This window comes from Variovorax sucrosi, from assembly GCF_051216635.1.
GTDB lineage: Bacteria > Pseudomonadota > Gammaproteobacteria > Burkholderiales > Burkholderiaceae_C > Variovorax.
In genome coordinates this window covers 82233-100043 of the sequence record NZ_JBPJZU010000005.1, presented here as the reverse complement: position 1 = coordinate 100043, position 17811 = coordinate 82233, and the positions used below count along the sequence as shown (strand labels likewise).

Below are 17811 nucleotides of genomic sequence, written 5' to 3'. Positions count from 1 at the left end.
AGACCCTTGGGTTATTTGGTTTCGAAGCGGATTGCGCCGTCCCAGTTCGGGTCTTTGGGCTGCAATGCCATGGAGGCTAAACGCTTGGCGTAAAGCTGGTAAAGGACTTTTTTGGCATCGGCCGCCAGCAGCGGCGCAAGCAGGGTGCGCCCCTCGGCCCACTGCTGGGCACGGTAGGCCGAGAGCACGAGCGCCCAGCGTTCGAGCTGCGCCAGGTGGGCAACGCCGACGTCGCCGCCGTGCCCCACCGGCGTGAAGATGGCCACGGCGCGGGCCTTGCCCCGGACGTAGACCAGGTCGAGTTCCTGCCAGATGTACGTCGGCACGGCCTGCCGGGTGCTTTCGGACGCGAGGATCTGCGCGCCATAGTGGCCGCTGAGGCCTTCGAGCCGGGCGGCCAGGTTGACGGCGTCGCCCACCACCGTATAGCTGCGGCGCACTGCCGAGCCCATGTCGCCGACGCTCATGACGCCGGTGTTCAGGCCGATGCCCACGCTGATTTCCGGGCGGCCGGCGTCGCGGTGCGCCAGGTTGATTTCCTGCACGGCGGCGACCATTTCGACCGCCGCCCGAACGGCCAGCGTGGCGTGGTTGGGGGTGTCGACCGGCGCGCCCCAGAAGGCCATGACGCAATCGCCCATGTACTTGTCGACCGTGCCGCGGTGGGCGTTGATGATTTCGGTGAGCCGGCTGAAGACGGCGTTGAGAAAGGCCTGCAGCTCGGTCGGCGCCATCTTCTCGGACAGCTGGGTGAAGCCGCGCATGTCGCAGAACATCACGGTGAGCTCCTTGCTTTCGGCCCGCATGCTGTAGCGCTCGGGGCGCGCCAGCATCTCGTCCACCAGCTGCGGCGGCACATAGGTGCCGAACAGCCGCGCCAGGCTGCGGCGGGCCCGCGCCTCGACGAAGTAGCCCCAGCTCATGTTGAGCACGAAGGCCATCGCCATCATCATCAGCGCGACCGCCAGAGGCAGCACCAGGCCAAAGCTGGCGAACAGTACCGCGTTCAGTCCGACGACCACGGTGCCGACCGCCGCACCGAGCAGCACGGCGCGCGAGGCGGGCAGCAGCGACATGCCGACGGCCAGGACGAGGCCGGCCACCAGCAGCACCAGCACGTCGTAGCCGGGGGCATAGTCCGGCACGAAAGGCAGCCGGGCATCGAGCAGGCCCGAGATGATGTTGGCATGCACTTCCACGCCAGGGAAGGCTGCGCCGACGGGTGTCGCCCGCAAGTCCTGCAGGCCGGGCGCAGTGGCGCCGATCAGCACGATCTTGTCCTTGAGTTCGGCCGGTGCCAGCTTGCCGGCCAGCACGTCGGCCGCGGCCACATAGCGGAACGAGCCGCCGCGGGCGCCGCCGGGGCCGCGGTACGGCACCAGCAGGCTGGCGCTCTGGTCGACGGGTACCCGCAGGCGCGGCATCGCCGACGAATTCAGCACCACCGCCTCGAGCAGGACCGGTGCATTCGGCAAGGCGTTGGGCGTGAAAGACGGCCGGACCGACGGGGTGCCGCGCGCCAGCCGGTAGACAGCCAGCGCCAGCGATTCGTAAAAGCCCGGCGTCGCCGCGTCGCCGTCATAGCGCGCGAGCAACGGGGCCGCGCGCACCACCCCGTCTTCGCTCGACTCGATCAGCACGTTGATGAAGCCGCTGGTCGGCGCGGCTGCGGCCAGCGGCGTGATGCTGCCGGCAAAGCCGTTCCAGCGGGTGGCATAGGCGCGGCCGCGCGGAAAGGCATCGACCGACAGCACCGGTGTGGGCAGCCGGCCCTTGGCATGGGGCGTTGCCGTCTGGGTGAAGTAGTAGCCGAGCGCCACCCGCTCGCCGGCCAGCGACTGGGCGAACGTGACGTCGTAGTCGAGGCTGGGGGCCAGCAGTTCCAGTTGCTCGGCGAAGGGCGCGTTGTCGCGCAGGGGGCCGTCGGCCAGGGTGCGCAGCGTGCTCAGGCCCGAGCTGCCGTCCGTCTCGACGAAGAGCACGTCATAGCCGAGCACCGCCGCCTGCTGCCGGTCCATGAGCTCGTCGGTCAGCCGCGCCAGCTTGTCGCGGCTCCACGGCCACTGGCCCAGTTGCTGGAGGCTCGGGTCGTCGATGTCGACGATGACGATGCGGGGGTCGAGCGTGCGCGGCATGGTGAGCCGCAGCCGCGTGTCGTAGATGAAATTGTCGAAAGGCTCGACGAAAGGGGAACGCCAGGCGCCGGCCGCATGGCCAAGCGCCACGACGACCGGCAGCAGCGTGATGAGGATTCGCAGCCAGTGCTGGCGCAGCGCTTTCATGTCGCGCCGTAGCCGGCGTTGCCCCACCAGGAAAGATCAGGCGTGAATGAACTGCATGCGCGTGCCGCCCAATTCGAGCACGTCACCATCTTGCAGCGCCACGGCTTCGTTGCCGAGCAGCTCGCCGTTGAGCGTGGTGCCGCCGTCGATCGGGGCGACGACATAGCCGTGCAGCCGCCGCGTGACAGCCGCCACGGCGACGCCGGGCTTGCCGATGGTCGTGACGACCTTCTCGAGGGAAAGCTCGCGCCCGGCTCCGGCACCCGACAGCACACGGATGGCCGCCGCGGCCACCGGGCCGCCCAGGGGCGACGACACGGTCGGCGCGCTGGACAGGGGGATGGGCCCGGACACGACGGGCGGCCCGACGCGCACCGGGCCGCTGGCGACCGCGCCGGGTTCGCCGCCCGCCAGGTAGCGGATCTTGTACTTGCCGACCTCGATGACGTCGTTGTTCTCCAGCGCCTGCTTCTTGATGGCGCGAGCGTTGACGTACGTTCCGTTGGTGCTGTTGAGGTCTTCAAGGTAGACGTCGCCGCCGATCATGTGCAGCACAGCGTGCTCGCCGCTGATCGCCAGATTGTCGATCACGATGTCGTTGTAAGGCCGCCGGCCGAGCGTGGTCCGGTCCTTGGCGAGCGTTACCTCTTTGATCACAACCCCATCGATCGAAACGATCATTTTCGGCATGGCCGACTCCTGAACTGCGTGTTTGTATCAGCGGCCCCTGTGCAAAGGGTGGATCTGCTGGACTTCTACCCCTGGGCTTCCGACGCTTCGTCGCCGGCAGCCCTCGCAAGGACGACAGAAATATTGTCCCGGCCGCCATTGTCGTTCGCCGCTGCAACCAAAAGTAGTGCTTTTTGAGTCAAGTCGCAGTTATGTAACAGAAGTGTGCGAATCTGGTCGTCGCTCACCATCTCGCTGAGCCCGTCCGAGCACAGCAGATAAAGGTCGCCGAGCCGGGCGCCGTGCTCGTGCATCTCGAGTTCGACCGCGCGCTCGATGCCCAGCGCGCGTGTCACCAGGTTGCGGTGCGGCGACTGCGCCGCCTGCTCGAGCGTGATGAGGCCGGCGTCGAGCTGTTCCTGCAGCAGCGAATGGTCGCGCGTCAGCAGCTGCAGCTTGCCGGCCCGCAGCCGGTAGCAGCGCGAGTCGCCGATGTGGCCGACCACCACCCGCTGCGGCCCGAAAGCCGCCAGCACCAGCGTCGTCCCCATGCCTTGCAGTTGCATGTTGGCCACGCCGGCTTCCAGGATGGCGGCATTGGCCTCGTCGGTGCCCGCCTGAAGGGCGCGCTTGACGGCACGCGCATGCGCATCGGCGCCGGCATGCGCGAGCCAGCGGCCAAAGCTGGCCTGCAGCAACGCCACCGCCATGCCGCTGGCGACTTCGCCGCCGTTGTAGCCGCCCATGCCGTCGGCCAGGATCGTCAGGCCGAGCGAGGCGTCGACGGCGATCGCGTCTTCGTTGTTGGCGCGCACCCGACCGGCGTCGGTCAGCGCCGCGAAATCCCATGACTGGACCGCATCCTCGAGAGGGGGGGGAGACGTATCGGGAGCAGTCATGGTCATCGGGCCGAAAGGCGCATTAGTGCGCGTTAGTGCGCAGGCTGGGGGCGGTTGCGCCTTTGCAGCCAGCGCCCCACCAACACCACGAAGGCGGCGCCTGCAGCCGCCGCAGCATAGTGCAGCCAGGGGTTGGCGACCAGCACGTCGTGCAGGAAGACGTCATTCACGATGGTCTCGCCACCGACCCAGCCGATCAGCGCGGCGCCGAGCATCACGATGATGGGGAAGCGTTCCATGAGCTTGATCATGAGCGTACTGCCGAAGATCACCAAGGGAATGCTGATCGCCAGACCGAGGACCAGGAGCGTCGTATTGCCCTGGGCAGCGGCGGCTACGGCGATCACGTTGTCCAGGCTCATCACCAGGTCGGCGATCAGGATGGTGCGCACGGCGGCCATGAGGCTGCCGTACTCCTTGCTCTCGCCATCGCCTTCTTCCTCGTCGCCCAGCAATTGGAGCCCGATCCACAGCAGCAGCATGCCGCCGACGATCTGCAGGAAAGGCAGGCCCAGGAGCTTGGCCGCGACCACCGTCAGCGCGATGCGCAGCACCACGGCCGCGCCCGAGCCGAACAGCACGGCTTTTTTCTGCTGCGCCGGCGGCAGCGAACGGGCCGCCAACGCGATCACCACCGCGTTGTCACCCGAAAGAATGATGTTGATCCAGACAATCTTGATCAGGCCGATCCAGAAGTCGGCGCTTTGAAGGAGTTCCATGTCTCTTTTCCACGTGTTATGTATTGAAAAAGCGCCCGCAACCTCAATTGCGAGCGCTCTTCGTTTGTGTGTGGCGAGGGACGCGAGTCTTACAGCTTGGCCTTGAGCAGCTTGGCCAGTTCCGAGAAGTTGCGCGTCACGGTGAAGCCCGACTCTTCCATGATGGCGAGCTTGGCATCGGCCGTGTCGGCACCGCCGGAAATCAGCGCGCCGGCGTGGCCCATGCGCTTGCCCGGAGGCGCCGTGACGCCGGCGATGAAGCCGACCACCGGCTTCTTCATGTTGAGCTTGCACCAGCGGGCGGCGTCGGCTTCGTCCGGGCCGCCGATTTCGCCGATCATGATGACGGCGTCGGTGTCCGGATCGTCGTTGAAGGCCTTCATCACGTCGATGTGCTTCAGACCGTTGATCGGGTCGCCGCCGATGCCGACTGCCGACGATTGGCCGAGGCCGATTTCGGTCAGCTGGGCCACGGCTTCATAGGTCAGCGTGCCCGAGCGCGAGACCACGCCGATGCGGCCCTTGCGGTGGATGTGGCCGGGCATGATGCCGATCTTGATTTCGTCGGGCGTGATCAGGCCGGGGCAGTTCGGACCGAGCAGCAGCGTCTTCTTGCCGCCGGCGGCTTCCTTGGCCTTCATCTTGTTGCGCACTTCGAGCATGTCCTTGACCGGAATGCCTTCGGTGATGCAGATCGCCATGTCCAGGTCGGCCTCGACGGCTTCCCAGATGGCGGCAGCGGCGCCCGGAGGCGGCACGTAGATCACCGACACGGTCGCGCCGGTCTGCGATGCGGCTTCCTTGACCGAACCGAAGATCGGGATGCCGAAGATCGACTCGCCGGCCTTCTTCGGGTTCACGCCTGCCACGAAGGCGTTCTTGCCGTTCGCGTATTCCTGGCACTTTTCCGTGTGGAATTGACCGGTCTTGCCGGTGATGCCTTGGGTGATGACCTTGGTGTCTTTGTTGATGTAGATCGACATGACTTGTTCCTTACTTGGCGACTGCCGCAACCACTTTTTGGGCCGCGTCGGCCATCGTGTCGGCGCTGATGATGGGCAGACCGGAATCGGCCAGCATCTTCTTGCCTTCGACTTCGTTCGTGCCCTTCATGCGCACGACCAGCGGCACGGAGAGGTTCACGGCCTTGCAGGCTGCGATCACGCCGGTGGCGATGGTGTCGCACTTCATGATGCCGCCGAAGATGTTGACCAGAATGCCCTTGACGTTCTTGTTCTTCAACATGATCTTGAAGGCTTCGGTCACCTTCTCGGGGGTGGCACCGCCGCCCACGTCCAGGAAGTTGGCCGGCTCGCCGCCGAACAGCTTGATGGTGTCCATGGTGGCCATGGCCAGGCCGGCGCCGTTCACCAGGCAGCCGATGTTGCCGTCGAGAGAGATGTAGGCGAGATCGAACTTCGAGGCTTCGACTTCGGCCGCGTCTTCTTCGTCCAGGTCGCGCAGGGCGACGAGTTCGGGGTGGCGGAACAGCGCGTTCGGGTCGAAGTTGAACTTCGCGTCGAGCGCCATCACGTTGCCCTTGCTGTCACGGTTGAGCGGGTTGATCTCGACCAGCGAGGCGTCCGTCTCCATGTAGCAGGTGTAGAGCTTCTTGAGGATGTCGACGGTCTGCGCGGTCGAATCGGCCGGCATGCCGATGCCGTCGGCGATTTCCTTGGCTTGCGCGTCGGTCAGGCCGAGTTGCGGGTCGGCGAAGACCGTGATGATCTTCTCGGGCGACGAATGCGCCACTTCCTCGATGTCCATGCCGCCTTCGCTCGACGCGATGAACGCGACCTTCTGGGTCGCGCGGTCGGTCACGGCGGAAATGTAGTATTCCTTGTTGATGTCGGCGCCGTCTTCGATGTAGAGGCGACGAACCTTCTGGCCTTCGGGGCCGGTCTGGTGCGTGATCAACTGCATGCCCAGGATTTCGCCGGCGATGCGCTTCACGTCCTCGATGGTCTTGGCGACCTTGACGCCGCCGCCCTTGCCGCGGCCGCCCGCGTGAATCTGGGCCTTGACCACCCACACGGGGCCGCCAAGTTTCTGGGCGGCCTCGACCGCCTCCTGGACCGTGTATGCCGGAATGCCGCGCGGCACGGGCACGCCGAACTTGGCAAGAATTTCCTTGCCTTGGTACTCGTGAATCTTCATGAGGTGTCTCTCGGAACGGAGGTTGAAAACAGGAGAGGGATGGGGCTGTTGTTCGGGGGCCACGGCGCTCCGCAGGGCGGGGGCGGCGAACAACAGGCGACTGTATCATGGTGCGCCGCACCAACGGCGCGCGTGCGCCTGCGGTCATCACGTAGCCCCTCATCGGTAAAAACACCATGGCCAAGGTCTTCATCGACGGCGAAGCCGGCACCACCGGCCTCCAGATTCGCGAGCGGCTCGCGAAGATGCCCCAGATCGAACTCGTCAGCATCGCGCCCGAGTTGCGAAAGGACGCGAATGCCAAGCGTGACCTGATGGCCGGCGTCGACCTCGTCATCCTCTGCCTGCACGACGACGCGGCGATCGAATCGGTCGCCCTCATCGACCAGCTGCCGGGCAGGAAGCCCAAGATCATCGACGCCTCGACCGCGCACCGCACGCACCCCGACTGGGTCTTCGGCTTCCCCGAGCTGGTCGAAGGCCACTGGCAGGCCGTCGCCAAGGCCGAGCGCGTGGGCAATCCCGGCTGCTACGCCACCGGCGCCATCGCCATCGTTCGTCCGCTGGTCGATGCCGGCCTGCTGCCCAAGGACTTCCCCATTGCCCTGCCCTCGGTCAGCGGCTATTCGGGGGGCGGCCGCACCATGATCGAGGCCTACGAAAAAGGCGAGGCGCCGCCGTTCGAAACCTACGCGCTGGGCCTGAAGCACAAGCACATTCCCGAGATCATGAAGTTCACCGGGCTCACGCGCCGGCCGGTGTTCATCCCTTCGGTGGGCAACTTCAAGCAGGGCATGCTGGTGCAGTTGCCGCTGCATCTGGACGACCTGCCGGGCAAACCCAAGGCGGGCGATCTGCACGACGTGCTGACCGCGCACTACGCGCAGAGCAACACGCCCGAGAAGTTCGTCGCGGTGCTGCCGCCGACGCCGGACGGCAAGCTCGAACCCACGGCGCTCAACGACACGAACCAGCTCGAGCTGCGGGTGTTCCCGAACGAGGACCATCGCCATGCGGTCGTCATCGCGCGCCTCGACAACCTGGGCAAGGGCGCCAGCGGTGCCGCGGTGCAGAACCTGAAGCTGATGCTGGGGCTCTGAGCCCTCCGTTCGCTCAGTTCAGTCAGCTCACCACACCAGCCAGAGACCGATGCCGAGCAGCGCGGCGTGCGCTGCGAAGGCGATATAGAGGGGCGTGCGGGATGGCGTTCCCAGGTCATTCAGCGTCTCGCCGATGCGGCGTGTGAGCAGCTCGCGCAGCGCCGGATCCGTCGGCCTGTCGACGCCGGGCGCCGTGGGCTGATCGGGCATGTCGGCGCGCGCCTGTTGCCACTCGGCCAAGGTTTCGGACAGCGGCAAACGCTTCAGCACGAAAGCGATCACAGCGCGGATCGCCCGCCCTTTTCCCAGCATCGGCGCCACCTGGCTGCAGAGCTGGTCGACCGACAGCCAATCGGCCGTGCGCTTGAGAACACCGTGCGTGCGCGGCATCGCTTCGATGCGGCTGCCGATCGCGATGGCGAGTCGCTGCGAAATCGCATCGCCGTGGTCGGCCACCAGCCTCTGCATGGCCTTGCGGCGACCATGCGCGACGCCGACCATCAGGTACAGCGGAATGAAGAGGATCAGCAGCGTGGCCACCAGCAACGGGGGCGACACGAGCAGCGCCAGCGCTGCACCGGCGCCACCTGCACGCGCAGCAGGCGCGCCCGGTCCGTGCAGTTGCGTGACGTAGAACGCGAACACGCCGCCACCCAGCACGAAGGCGAGCACGATGCCCTGAATGACCGAGCCGGCGAAGGCGGCACTGGCCTTCAGCCCGGTGCGCGCGATGGACGGCGCGGCATTGGAATTCGATGACATGACGGTCCTCCCTGATTGACCGGTCCCGTCTGCGCGGTGACCCCGATATGGGGCCGGATCATGCCATTCCCGCGCGGGCTACCGCAGCATGGCCGACATCGCAGAACAGCAATTGAGCATTCGTACCGCCGCCTCGACCGAGGGTGCTGCGAAACGCAATTCGACCGGCGCGACACGCTCGAAGGTGGGCCACTGACAGAACAGGTCGGCCAGCGCCGGGGTCTGGGTGCGCAGCGTCACGCGCAGCGGCGCGGGCCACACGAGCGGCTTGACCGCGCCGCGCGCTGCGATCGATTCGGCCACGCCCGCACGGATCGCCGCGCACGACTGCGCCGGCGACAACGAGATGCCGCTGGTCTGCCCCGTCGCGCGCTTGGTCTGCACGAAGGTCGCGTGCGGGAACAGCGGCCGGCTCTCGGCGATGAACAGGTCGTCACCGCTCGCCATCAGCACCGGCGCGCCGTACTCGCCCGCCAGTGCGCCATAGATGCCCGCCTCGCTCATCGGCTGATCGTCGAACTCGATGGCCGCGAAGGCGAAGCTGTTGATGGTGTGGGCCAGGATGCCTGCGCCTTGGGCGCGCGAGTGGTAGCCGACCATGCAGACGCCGTCCATGCCCAACTCCACACCCGCCACCATGCTCAGGTAGCGCGGCTTGCCCTGGATCGCCTGCGCGCGCGGGTCGAGCACGTCAGGCAGCAGGTTGCGGAAGTCGCCGTGCGAATCGTTGACGTAGACCTCGGTCGCGCCACCGTCGAAGGCGCCGGCGATGGCGGCGTTGGCCTCGTCGGTCATCCAGCGGCGGGCGCGCTCGTACTCGCCGTTGCCCGATCGGGTCTGCTGGGGGTGGTAAACGCCGGCCACGCCTTCGATGTCGGTGGAGATCAGGATTTTCATGGGGTCAGTTCGTTGGGAGCGGCAGCACAGCGCACAGCGCGCGCCGCACATGGCCGTCGCGGCCGATGACGGTCTCCGCGCGCCACAGCGCATGCAGAATCGCCTGTTCGGTGCTGTCGGCCGCGGCTTGAAAGAGCGGGTCGAGCAGCGCATCGTGCAACAGCGCGACCGCGGGCATCGGCGCATCGGCGCGCTGCGGCAGCGTGTAGGCGGTGGAGAAGGCCAGCGCGATGTCGCCGCTGCCGTGGCCAAAGACCGAGCCGGTGCGTGCGAGCCCCGCGCCGGCGCGCAGCGCGAGGCGGCGCAGTTGGCGTGCATCGAGCGGCGCGTCGGTGGCCAGCAGCATGATGATCGAGCCCTTCTCGGGGCTGTCGTCCGTGGCGCCGGATTGCGCCGCGAGCCGCGGGCCCCACGCGTCGCCGGCCACCGTCAGCTGTTCCGGGCGGCCGTAGTTCGCCAGCACCAGCGCGCCCACCGTGAAGATGGTCGCGCCGATCTGCACGCACCGCGAGGCGCTGCCGACGCCGCCCTTCAACCCGAAGCTCGTCATGCCGCGTCCTGCCCCGACCGAACCCTGCTCGAAGTCCTCGCTCGCGCCAGCCAGGGCCCGCAGGTAGTCGGCTCCGCTTACCGCCATGCGCTGGATGTCGTTGAGAAAGCCATCGTTGCACTCGAAGACCAGCGGATTCACCGTCGGCAGGTCGCGACCGCACGCAGGGTTGGCCGCCACGCACTGGCGAATCTGTGCCGCCGCCACCGCCGGCACCGAGAAGGTGTTGGTCAGCGCGATCGGCGTCTCGAGCACGCCGAGTTCCTCGACCTGCATCAGCCCCACGCTCTTGCCGAAGCCGTTGAGCACCACGAAGCCCGCAGGCACGCGCTGCCGATACGGGTCGCCGTCATGCGGGCGCACGACGGTCACGCCGGTCTGCACGCCTCCTTCGTCGAGCGTCGCGTGGCCGACGCTGACGCCCGCCACGTCGGTGATCGCATCGCGCCGGCCTGAAGGCAAGCGGCCGATGCGCGGGACCGGCATCACCATGGCTACAGCCGGTCGATCTTCGGATCGAGCGCGTCGCGCAGGCCGTCGCCCAGCAGGTTGAAGGCCAGCACGGTGAAGAAGATCGCCAGCGACGGGAACAGCGCCACGTGCGGCGCGTTGACCATGTCGGCGCGCGCCTCGTTGAGCATCGCGCCCCATTCGGGCGTCGGAGGCTGCGCACCGAGGCCGAGGAAGGACAGGCTCGCCGCCGTGATGATCGAGGTGCCCAGCCGCATCGTGAAATACACGACGATGGCCGAAATGGTGCCCGGCAGGATGTGGCGCAGCAGGATCGTGCGGTCGCTCGCGCCGATGCTCTGCGTGGCCTCGATGTAGGTCAGGTTCTTCAGCACCAGCGTGTTGCCGCGCACCAGGCGCGCGAAGGCCGGCACGCTGAACACCGACACCGCGATCACCACGTTGACCATGCCGCTGCCGAGGATCGCCACCACGCCCAGCGCGAGCAGCACGCCCGGAAAGGCGAAGAGCACGTCGGAGATGCGCATGACGATGCGGTCCCACCAGCCGCCGTAGTAGCCGGCCAGGAGGCCGAACACGGTGCCGATGATGGCGCCGAGCACCACCGAGAAGAAGCCCGCTGCCAGCGAGATGCGCGTGCCCATCAGGATGCGGCTGAAGATGTCGCGGCCCAGCGGGTCGACGCCGAACCAGTGCATGGCCGACGGGCCCTGGTTGATGCGGTCGTAGTCGAAGAAGTTCTCGGCGTCGAAGGGCACGATCCAGGGCGCGAGCACCGCGACCAGCACCAGCAGCACCACGAAGACGAGCGCGCCGAAGGCGACGTGCTGCATGCGGAACTTGCGCCAGAACTCGCTCCACGGGGTGCGCACGCCGGCCTCGACCACCGCCACGGCGGCGGCCATCGTCACGGACGCTTCACTTGTATCGGATGGTGGGATTGATGAAGCCATAGAGCACGTCGACGACGAGGTTGATCAGGATGAACTCGAGCGAGAAGAGCAGCACGAGGGTCTGGATGACGGGGTAGTCGCGCATGTCGATCGCGTCGACCAGCAGGCGGCCCAACCCCGGCCAGTTGAAGACGGCTTCGACCACGATCGAGCCGCCGAGAAGAAAGCCGAACTGCAGGCCCATCATGGTCACCACGGGAATCAGCGCGTTGCGCAGGCAGTGCTTGAGCACCACCCATTTCTCGCTCACGCCCTTGGCGCGCGCGGTGCGCACGAAGTCTTCCTGGATCACCTCGATGAAGGACGACCGTGTGAAGCGCGCCATCACGGCCGCGACGGCCGCCCCCAGCGTGAGCGAGGGCAGGATGTAGTGGCGCCACGAATCGGCGCCGACGGTCGGCAGCCAGCCCAGCTGCACCGAGAACACCTGCATCAGCAGCATGCCCAGCGCGAAGGCGGGAAAGGAGATGCCCGAGACCGCCAGCGTCATGCCGATGCGGTCGGGCCATTGGTTGCGGTACACGGCCGACACGATGCCGATCACCATGCCGAAGACCACCGCCCACACCATGCTGGTGAGGGTGAGCAGCAGCGTCGGCATGAAGCGCTCGGCGATCTCTATCGACACCGGCCGCTTCGAGCGCAGCGAGGTGCCGAAGTCGCCCTGCACCAGGTTCACGAAGAAGTTCAGGAACTGCTGGGGCATCGGCTTGTCGAGACCCAGGTCCTGGCGCACCAGTTCGACCGTCTCGGGGCTGGCATCGACGCCCGCCGCGAGCCGCGCCGGGTCACCCGGCAGCATGTGGACGAACAGGAACACCAGCACCGCGACGATGAAGAGCGTCGGCAGCAGACCCAGCAGGCGCTTGAGGATGTAGGAAGTCATCGTCGCGGAACAGCGTTGACGCGTTTACTTCAGTTCGACGTCGTCGAAGTTGAAGCTGCCATCGGGAATGACGTAGAAGCCGGCCAGATTGCGGGCACGCACCGACAGCAGCTGCTCCGTCACCAGGAAGGCCCAGGGTGCATCCTTCCAGATGCGTTGCTGCACGTCGGCGTAGATCTTCGCCTTGGCCGGCAGGTCGGTCGTGACCAGCGCCTTCTTGATGCCGGCGTCGACCTCGTCGTTCTTGTAGTAGGCCGTGTTGAAGAGCTTCGGCGGGAACGATTCCGACGACAGCAGCGGACGCAGCGCCCAGTCGGCTTCACCGGTCGACGACGACCAGCCCACGTAGTACATGCGCACCGGCGCGGTGGCAGGGTCTTGTGCGCTTTCGACGCGTTCGACGCGCTGGCCGGCTTCGAGCGCCTGCACCTGCACCTTGATGCCGACCTGGCCCAGCTGCTGCTGCACGAACTGGATCACCTTCTGCGCGGTCGTGTAGTTGTAGGCCGACCAGAGCGTGCTCTCGAAGCCGTTGGGGTAGCCGGCTTCCTTCAGCAGTTCCTTCGCCTTGGTCGGGTTGTAGGGCCACGGGCCCAGCTTGACCGCGCCATCGACGCCCTTGGGCAGCACGCCCTCGGCCGGGATCGCATAGCCGGAGAAGGCCACCTTGACCAGCGCCTCCTTGTTGATCGCGTAGTTGATCGCTTCACGCACCTTCGGGTTGTCGAAAGGCTTCTGCTGCGTGTTGAAAGAGAGGTAGCGCTGGATGATCGACGGCGCAGCCGTCACTTCCAGGCTGGGCTTGCCCTGCAGCGTCGCCACCGATTCGGGCGGCATCGGGAAGGCGAAGTGCGCCTCGTTGGTCTGCATCATCGCGGAGCGGGTGTTGTTGTCCACCACCGGGCGCCAGGTGATCGAGTCGACCTTCGGGTAGCCCTTGCGCCAGTAGCCGTCGAACTTGGCGACCTTCAGGTAGTCGGTCGACTTCCATTCGACGAACTTGAAGGGGCCGGTGCCGACCGGGTTCTGGGCGATGCCCTTGCTGCCGAATTTGGCCAGCGCTGCCGGCGAGATGATCACGGCGGAGGGATGCGCCAGCGTGTTCATGAAGGGCGAGAACGGCTCGGTGAGCGTGAACTTGACCGTGGTCGCGTCGACCGCCTCGGTCTTCGCGATGTTCTTGTAGAGGTTGTAGCGCTTGAGCTTGTTGTCGGGGTTGGTCACGCGGTCGAAGGTGGCCTTCACGGCTTCGGCGTTGAAGTCGGTGCCGTCATGGAACTTGACGCCGCTGCGCAGTTTCAGCGTGTAGACCAGGCCGTCCTTGCTGACCGTGTGGCCGGTGGCGAGCACCGGCACCATCTTCATGTCCTTGTCGAAGCCGTAGAGGCCTTGATAGAAGGACTTGGCCACGGCCTGCGACAGCGTGTCGTTCGCGTCGTACGGGTCGGTCGTCGTGAAGTTCGACTGCACCGCGACCACGACGTCCTTGGCGGCGTGGGCGGACAGCGCGACGCCGGCCAGGGCCAGCGCGCCTGCAATTCGGGAAAGGCGTTGGGTGAACATGCGAAGACTCCTTTGAAGTCGGTTGGGGTGGGGATCGAAAAAAGAAAATGGAACGGATCAGACGACCAAATGCCGCGCGACGAAGTGGCCGGGGCCGACCTCGACCAGCGGCTGCACGTCGGGCTCGTAGCCCACCGGATGCACCGGGCTCGGGATCTCGCCCTTCTGCAGCGTGCGGCCGATGTGGCGACGCGTCGGGTCGGCCACCGGCACCGCGGCCATCAGGCGCTTGGTGTAGTCGTGCTGCGGGTTCTCGAAGATGGCGCGGCGCGGGCCGATCTCGACGATCTGGCCCAGGTACATCACGGCCACGCGGTGGCTCACGCGCTCCACCACCGCCATGTCGTGCGAGATGAAGAGAAAGGCCACGCCCAGCTCGCGCTGCAGGTCGAGCAGCAGGTTGACGATCTGCGCCTGGATCGACACGTCGAGCGCCGACACTGACTCATCGGCCACTACGACCTTGGGGTTGAGCGCGAGCGCACGCGCAATGGCGATGCGCTGCCGCTGGCCGCCCGAGAACTCGTGCGGGTAGCGCTGCGCATGGTCGGCCGGCAGGCCCACCTTCTCGAGCAGCCAGCGCACGCGCTGCTGCGCGGCATCGCCGCTCGCGATGCCGTGCACCAGCAGCGGCTCCATGATCGAGTAGCCCACCGTCACCCGCGGGTCGAGCGAGGCGAACGGGTCCTGGAAGATGAACTGGATGTCGCGGCGCAGCGCCTGCACATCCTTCTTCGGCAGTTCGAGGATGTTGCGGCCGTTGAATTCAATCGCGCCGCGCTGGCTCTCGACCAGGCGCAGCAGCGACCGGCCGGTGGTCGACTTGCCGCAGCCCGATTCGCCGACCAGTGCCAGCGTCTCGCCCGCGTGCAGGTCGAAGCTGAGTTTCTCCACCGCATGCACGCGGCGCGTGACACGGCCGAGGATGCCGCTGCGCAGGTCGAAGCGCGTGACCAGGTCCTTCACGCGCAGGATGGGCGGCTGGTCGGCGCGCACGGTGTCCTGCGGCACGGCTGCCGACGGCGCCGCGTCGCCGTCGACCCGCAGCAACTCGAACTTGGCGGGCAGGTCGGTGCCGCGCATGGCCCCCAGCTGCGGCACGGCCGACAGCAGGGCGCGCGTGTAGGGATGGCGCGGGTCGGCGAACACGCGCGTGGCGGTGTCGGCCTCGACCTTGTCGCCGCGGTACATCACCAGCACGCGGTCGGCCACCTCGGCCACGACGCCCATGTCGTGCGTGATGAAGAGCACGCCCATCTGCATCTCGGTCTGCAGCTCGCGGATGAGCTGGAGGATCTGTGCCTGGATGGTGACGTCGAGCGCGGTGGTGGGCTCGTCGGCGATCAGCAGCGACGGCTTGCACGACAGCGCCATCGCGATCATCACGCGCTGGCGCATGCCGCCCGAGAGCTGGTGCGGAAAGCGGTCGAGCACGTTCTTCGCTTCGGGAATGCGCACCAGTTCGAGCATGCGCAGCGCCTCGGCGCGCGCGGCGGCGCGGTCCTTGTGCTGGTGGATCGCGATGGCCTCGGCAATCTGATCGCCGGCGGTGAACACCGGGTTCAGCGAGGTCATCGGCTCCTGGAAGATCATCGCGATGTCGGCGCCGCGAATGCCGCGCATCGAGGCGTCCGATGTGCGTGCGAGGTCGAGCACCTGGCCGTTGCGGCGGCGGAAGGCCATGCGGCCGTCGATGATCCTGCCGCCACCGTATTCCACCAGCCGCATCAGCGCCAGCGAGGTCACCGACTTGCCCGAGCCCGACTCGCCGACGATGGCCAGCGTCTCGCCGCGTTCGACGTGAAAGGACAGGTGGCGCACCGCGTCGACCACGCGCTCCGAGGTCGAGAAGCGGACGTTGAGGTCGTCGACCGCCAGCACATGGCTGTCGGGCAGGGTGAGGGCTGCAGCGGATACAGCGGATACAGCGGGCGGTGGTGCGGTGAGGACGGCAGACATGGCGACCCGTTTCAACGGTGGATGGCAGTGTGGGGCGCTTCGGCGCCCCGGGCATGCGCGCGGTACATGCCCTCGGTATTGAAGGGGAGGCAGACGTTGCCGAACCGGTCGACCGCGATCAGGCCGCCGCGCCCGCCGATCGGTGGCAGTGCCTGCATGACCACGGCGTCGGTCGCCTGCTGCAGCGTCTGGCCGCCATAGCGCATGCGCGCGCAGACATCGTAGGCCGCGACCACGCGCATGAACATCTCGCCGCTGCCGGTGCACGACACCGCCGCGGTGGCGTCGTCGGCGTAGGTGCCGGCACCGATCAGTGGCGAATCGCCGATGCGGCCGACGCGCTTGTTGGTCATGCCGCCGGTGGACGTGGCGGCGGCCAGGTGGCCGTGCACATCGAGCGCGACCGCACCGACGGTGCCGAACTTGCTGCCTTCGGCCAGCGGCGCGCCGTCGTGGTCGAGCGAGACGCGATCGCCGGCGCGGGCGTGGTGCAGTTGCTGGCGGCGCGCTTCGGTCGAGAAGTAGCTCGGGTCGACCATCTCGAGCCCACGTTCGCGCGCGAAGGCCTCGGCGCCGGCGCCGGCCAGCAGCACGTGGGCGCCGTCTTCCATCACCGCGCGGGCGGCGCGCACCGGGCGGCGGATGCGGCTCACGCCTGCGATGGCGCCGGCACGCAGGTCGGCGCCGTTCATCACCGCGGCGTCGAGCTCGTGCGTTTCGTCGTGCGTGAAGACCGCACCGTGGCCGGCGTTGAACAGCGGGCAGTCTTCCAGCATCTCGACGGCGAGGCAGACGGCGTCGAGCGCCGGCGCGCCGCGCAGCAAGGCAGCCTGGGCGGCGGAGACGATGGCGTGCAGGGCATCGCGGTAGGGCTGAGCGCTGGCGGAATTCGGTGCGGCGGCAGCGATGGTGCCGGCGCCGCCATGGATGGCGATCACGGGGGGGCTGTTCATGGTGTCTCTTTCTTGTGTGCCGCCGCAGCCGCGCGCAGGCCTTGGGCGCCGTGCAGCCAGGGCACGACCGACTCCATCACGCTGCCGGCGAGTTGGAAGGCGCCCGGCGTGCGCAAGGCGACCGCGCTGGTCAGCGCCTCGATCACGGCCAGCGCACTGGTCTCGCAGTTGGGACGGTAGCGGGTTTCGGTCTGCGCATACAGCGCGACGTCGGCCAGCGGCGCCAGAGGGGAACTCGGTCGGTCGGTGAGCACGAGCACGCGCACGCCGTGCGCCCGCGCGATGCCCGCGAGCGTGACGGTGTCGGTCAGGTAGCGCGGGAAGCCGATGGCGATCAGCAGATCGCGCGACGTGCCGCGGGCGATGGAGCGGGCGCCGTGGGTCACGCCGCTGGGCGTGGGCAGCAGGCGCAGATCGGCGCAGTAGGCGTCCAGGCCGTGGTGCAGCAGGCCCGCGAGCCAGGCACTGGCGCCGAAGCCGGCGATGTAGACCGTCCGGGCATCGAGGACGTGCTGCACCGCCCGTTCGCAGGCGCCGTAGTCCAGCGTGCGGCGCGTCGCCTCGATGTTGCGGTGGCTCTCTTCCAGCGCCGTCGCGAAGACTTCCGCCACGGTCGACGGCTGTGCCAGATTGCCGCGCAGTTGCTCGACCGGCGCGATCAGCGGCTCGAAGCCCCGTACCAGCTCGGCCCGGAAGCTGGCGTAGCCCTCGTAGCCCAGCGCCCGCGCGAAGCGGTTGGCCGTCGCCACCGACACGCCCGCCGCTACCGCCAGCTCATCGATGGGCAGCGTGGCGACCTGCAGCGGATGCGTGAGCACGTAGTCGGCCACCTGCCGATGCGAACGCGTCAGGCGCGGCAATTCCTGCGCAATGCGTTGCGCCACCGTGGTGCCTGGTGTCGAGAAAATCGGGGTCATGCCGCGGTGCGTGCACGCTTCGTGGGCGAAAAAGTAAATTTGATTACAAATATACAGCCACGAAGAAAATTTTT

General features: G+C 67.3%; 16 protein-coding genes. 1 reads left to right on the top strand and 15 read right to left on the bottom strand.

Annotated elements, in window-relative coordinates; translation table 11 throughout:
- Nucleotides 1-11 precede the first annotated feature (11 nt).
- From ACSFBE_RS11295 to sucC, 6 genes are all read right to left on the bottom strand, one after another.
- Nucleotides 12-2282, bottom strand: a complete 2271-nt coding sequence (locus ACSFBE_RS11295) for a CHASE2 domain-containing protein (RefSeq protein WP_435490485.1) — start codon at nucleotides 2280-2282, stop codon at nucleotides 12-14.
- A gap of 36 nt (nucleotides 2283-2318) precedes the next feature.
- Nucleotides 2319-2972 carry an FHA domain-containing protein gene (locus tag ACSFBE_RS11290; RefSeq protein WP_435490484.1) on the bottom strand — a complete coding sequence of 218 codons (654 nt, stop codon included), beginning with the start codon at nucleotides 2970-2972 and terminating at the stop codon, nucleotides 2319-2321.
- A 65-nt stretch (nucleotides 2973-3037) separates the two neighbouring features.
- On the bottom strand, nucleotides 3038-3850 hold the full coding sequence (locus ACSFBE_RS11285) for a Stp1/IreP family PP2C-type Ser/Thr phosphatase (protein ID WP_435490483.1): 813 nt from the start codon (nucleotides 3848-3850) through the stop codon (nucleotides 3038-3040).
- Between the two features lie 32 nt (nucleotides 3851-3882).
- Nucleotides 3883-4569, bottom strand: coding sequence for a TerC family protein (locus ACSFBE_RS11280; RefSeq protein ID WP_435490482.1), 687 nt, complete (start codon nucleotides 4567-4569; stop codon nucleotides 3883-3885).
- An 89-nt stretch (nucleotides 4570-4658) separates the two neighbouring features.
- Complete coding sequence (gene sucD, locus ACSFBE_RS11275; protein WP_286647620.1) at nucleotides 4659-5552, bottom strand: succinate--CoA ligase subunit alpha; 894 nt, start codon at nucleotides 5550-5552, stop codon at nucleotides 4659-4661.
- Nucleotides 5553-5562: 10 nt separating this feature from the next.
- Nucleotides 5563-6726, bottom strand: a complete 1164-nt coding sequence (gene sucC, locus ACSFBE_RS11270) for an ADP-forming succinate--CoA ligase subunit beta (protein ID WP_435490481.1) — start codon at nucleotides 6724-6726, stop codon at nucleotides 5563-5565.
- A gap of 176 nt (nucleotides 6727-6902) precedes the next feature.
- Here sucC and argC point away from each other — a divergent pair, with 176 nt between their 5' ends.
- Nucleotides 6903-7826 (top strand): N-acetyl-gamma-glutamyl-phosphate reductase, encoded by a 924-nt coding sequence (gene argC / locus ACSFBE_RS11265; RefSeq protein ID WP_435490480.1) that lies wholly within the window; start codon nucleotides 6903-6905, stop codon nucleotides 7824-7826.
- A gap of 27 nt (nucleotides 7827-7853) precedes the next feature.
- Here argC and ACSFBE_RS11260 read toward each other — a convergent pair whose 3' ends face one another.
- The 9 genes from ACSFBE_RS11260 to ACSFBE_RS11220 all read right to left on the bottom strand — a co-directional run bounded on the left by ACSFBE_RS11260 (nucleotide 7854) and on the right by ACSFBE_RS11220 (nucleotide 17737).
- The gene (locus ACSFBE_RS11260; protein WP_435490479.1) at nucleotides 7854-8588 is read right to left on the bottom strand and encodes a hypothetical protein; all 735 of its coding nucleotides are present in this window, start codon (nucleotides 8586-8588) and stop codon (nucleotides 7854-7856) included.
- 78 nt (nucleotides 8589-8666) lie between these two features.
- Entirely contained in the window at nucleotides 8667-9485 is an 819-nt protein-coding gene (locus ACSFBE_RS11255; protein ID WP_435490478.1) for a M55 family metallopeptidase, read from the bottom strand.
- Nucleotides 9486-9489: 4 nt separating this feature from the next.
- A complete protein-coding gene (locus ACSFBE_RS11250) occupies nucleotides 9490-10527 on the bottom strand; it encodes a DmpA family aminopeptidase (protein ID WP_435490477.1) in 1038 nt (345 codons plus the stop codon).
- Between the two features lie 2 nt (nucleotides 10528-10529).
- The gene (gene gsiD / locus ACSFBE_RS11245; RefSeq protein ID WP_435490731.1) at nucleotides 10530-11411 is read right to left on the bottom strand and encodes a glutathione ABC transporter permease GsiD; all 882 of its coding nucleotides are present in this window, start codon (nucleotides 11409-11411) and stop codon (nucleotides 10530-10532) included.
- A gap of 13 nt (nucleotides 11412-11424) precedes the next feature.
- Nucleotides 11425-12345, bottom strand: coding sequence for a glutathione ABC transporter permease GsiC (gsiC, locus tag ACSFBE_RS11240; protein ID WP_435490476.1), 921 nt, complete (start codon nucleotides 12343-12345; stop codon nucleotides 11425-11427).
- Between the two features lie 24 nt (nucleotides 12346-12369).
- On the bottom strand, nucleotides 12370-13908 hold the full coding sequence (gene gsiB / locus ACSFBE_RS11235; RefSeq protein ID WP_435490475.1) for a glutathione ABC transporter substrate-binding protein GsiB: 1539 nt from the start codon (nucleotides 13906-13908) through the stop codon (nucleotides 12370-12372).
- A 57-nt stretch (nucleotides 13909-13965) separates the two neighbouring features.
- Entirely contained in the window at nucleotides 13966-15867 is a 1902-nt protein-coding gene (locus ACSFBE_RS11230) for a dipeptide ABC transporter ATP-binding protein (RefSeq protein ID WP_435490474.1), read from the bottom strand.
- 11 nt (nucleotides 15868-15878) lie between these two features.
- Entirely contained in the window at nucleotides 15879-16820 is a 942-nt protein-coding gene (locus ACSFBE_RS11225) for an isoaspartyl peptidase/L-asparaginase family protein (RefSeq protein WP_435490473.1), read from the bottom strand.
- Nucleotides 16817-17737, bottom strand: a complete 921-nt coding sequence (locus tag ACSFBE_RS11220; protein WP_435490472.1) for a MurR/RpiR family transcriptional regulator — start codon at nucleotides 17735-17737, stop codon at nucleotides 16817-16819. The genes ACSFBE_RS11225 and ACSFBE_RS11220 overlap by 4 nt, the downstream gene beginning before the upstream one ends.
- Nucleotides 17738-17811: the final 74 nt, after the last annotated feature.

What these genes read in the sequence shown, in the direction of transcription:
- ACSFBE_RS11295 (WP_435490485.1), bottom strand. Translation starts at nt 2,282, where the DNA reads ATGAAAGCGCTGCGCCAGCACTGGCTGCGAATCCTCATCACGCTGCTG.
- ACSFBE_RS11290 (WP_435490484.1), bottom strand. Translation starts at nt 2,972, where the DNA reads ATGCCGAAAATGATCGTTTCGATCGATGGGGTTGTGATCAAAGAGGTA.
- ACSFBE_RS11285 (WP_435490483.1), bottom strand. Translation starts at nt 3,850, where the DNA reads ATGACTGCTCCCGATACGTCTCCCCCCCCTCTCGAGGATGCGGTCCAG.
- ACSFBE_RS11280 (WP_435490482.1), bottom strand. Translation starts at nt 4,569, where the DNA reads ATGGAACTCCTTCAAAGCGCCGACTTCTGGATCGGCCTGATCAAGATT.
- sucD (WP_286647620.1), bottom strand. Translation starts at nt 5,552, where the DNA reads ATGTCGATCTACATCAACAAAGACACCAAGGTCATCACCCAAGGCATC.
- sucC (WP_435490481.1), bottom strand. Translation starts at nt 6,726, where the DNA reads ATGAAGATTCACGAGTACCAAGGCAAGGAAATTCTTGCCAAGTTCGGC.
- argC (WP_435490480.1), top strand. Translation starts at nt 6,903, where the DNA reads ATGGCCAAGGTCTTCATCGACGGCGAAGCCGGCACCACCGGCCTCCAG.
- ACSFBE_RS11260 (WP_435490479.1), bottom strand. Translation starts at nt 8,588, where the DNA reads ATGTCATCGAATTCCAATGCCGCGCCGTCCATCGCGCGCACCGGGCTG.
- ACSFBE_RS11255 (WP_435490478.1), bottom strand. Translation starts at nt 9,485, where the DNA reads ATGAAAATCCTGATCTCCACCGACATCGAAGGCGTGGCCGGCGTTTAC.
- ACSFBE_RS11250 (WP_435490477.1), bottom strand. Translation starts at nt 10,527, where the DNA reads ATGGTGATGCCGGTCCCGCGCATCGGCCGCTTGCCTTCAGGCCGGCGC.
- gsiD (WP_435490731.1), bottom strand. Translation starts at nt 11,411, where the DNA reads ATGGCCGCCGCCGTGGCGGTGGTCGAGGCCGGCGTGCGCACCCCGTGG.
- gsiC (WP_435490476.1), bottom strand. Translation starts at nt 12,345, where the DNA reads ATGACTTCCTACATCCTCAAGCGCCTGCTGGGTCTGCTGCCGACGCTC.
- gsiB (WP_435490475.1), bottom strand. Translation starts at nt 13,908, where the DNA reads ATGTTCACCCAACGCCTTTCCCGAATTGCAGGCGCGCTGGCCCTGGCC.
- ACSFBE_RS11230 (WP_435490474.1), bottom strand. Translation starts at nt 15,867, where the DNA reads ATGTCTGCCGTCCTCACCGCACCACCGCCCGCTGTATCCGCTGTATCC.
- ACSFBE_RS11225 (WP_435490473.1), bottom strand. Translation starts at nt 16,820, where the DNA reads ATGAACAGCCCCCCCGTGATCGCCATCCATGGCGGCGCCGGCACCATC.
- ACSFBE_RS11220 (WP_435490472.1), bottom strand. Translation starts at nt 17,737, where the DNA reads ATGACCCCGATTTTCTCGACACCAGGCACCACGGTGGCGCAACGCATT.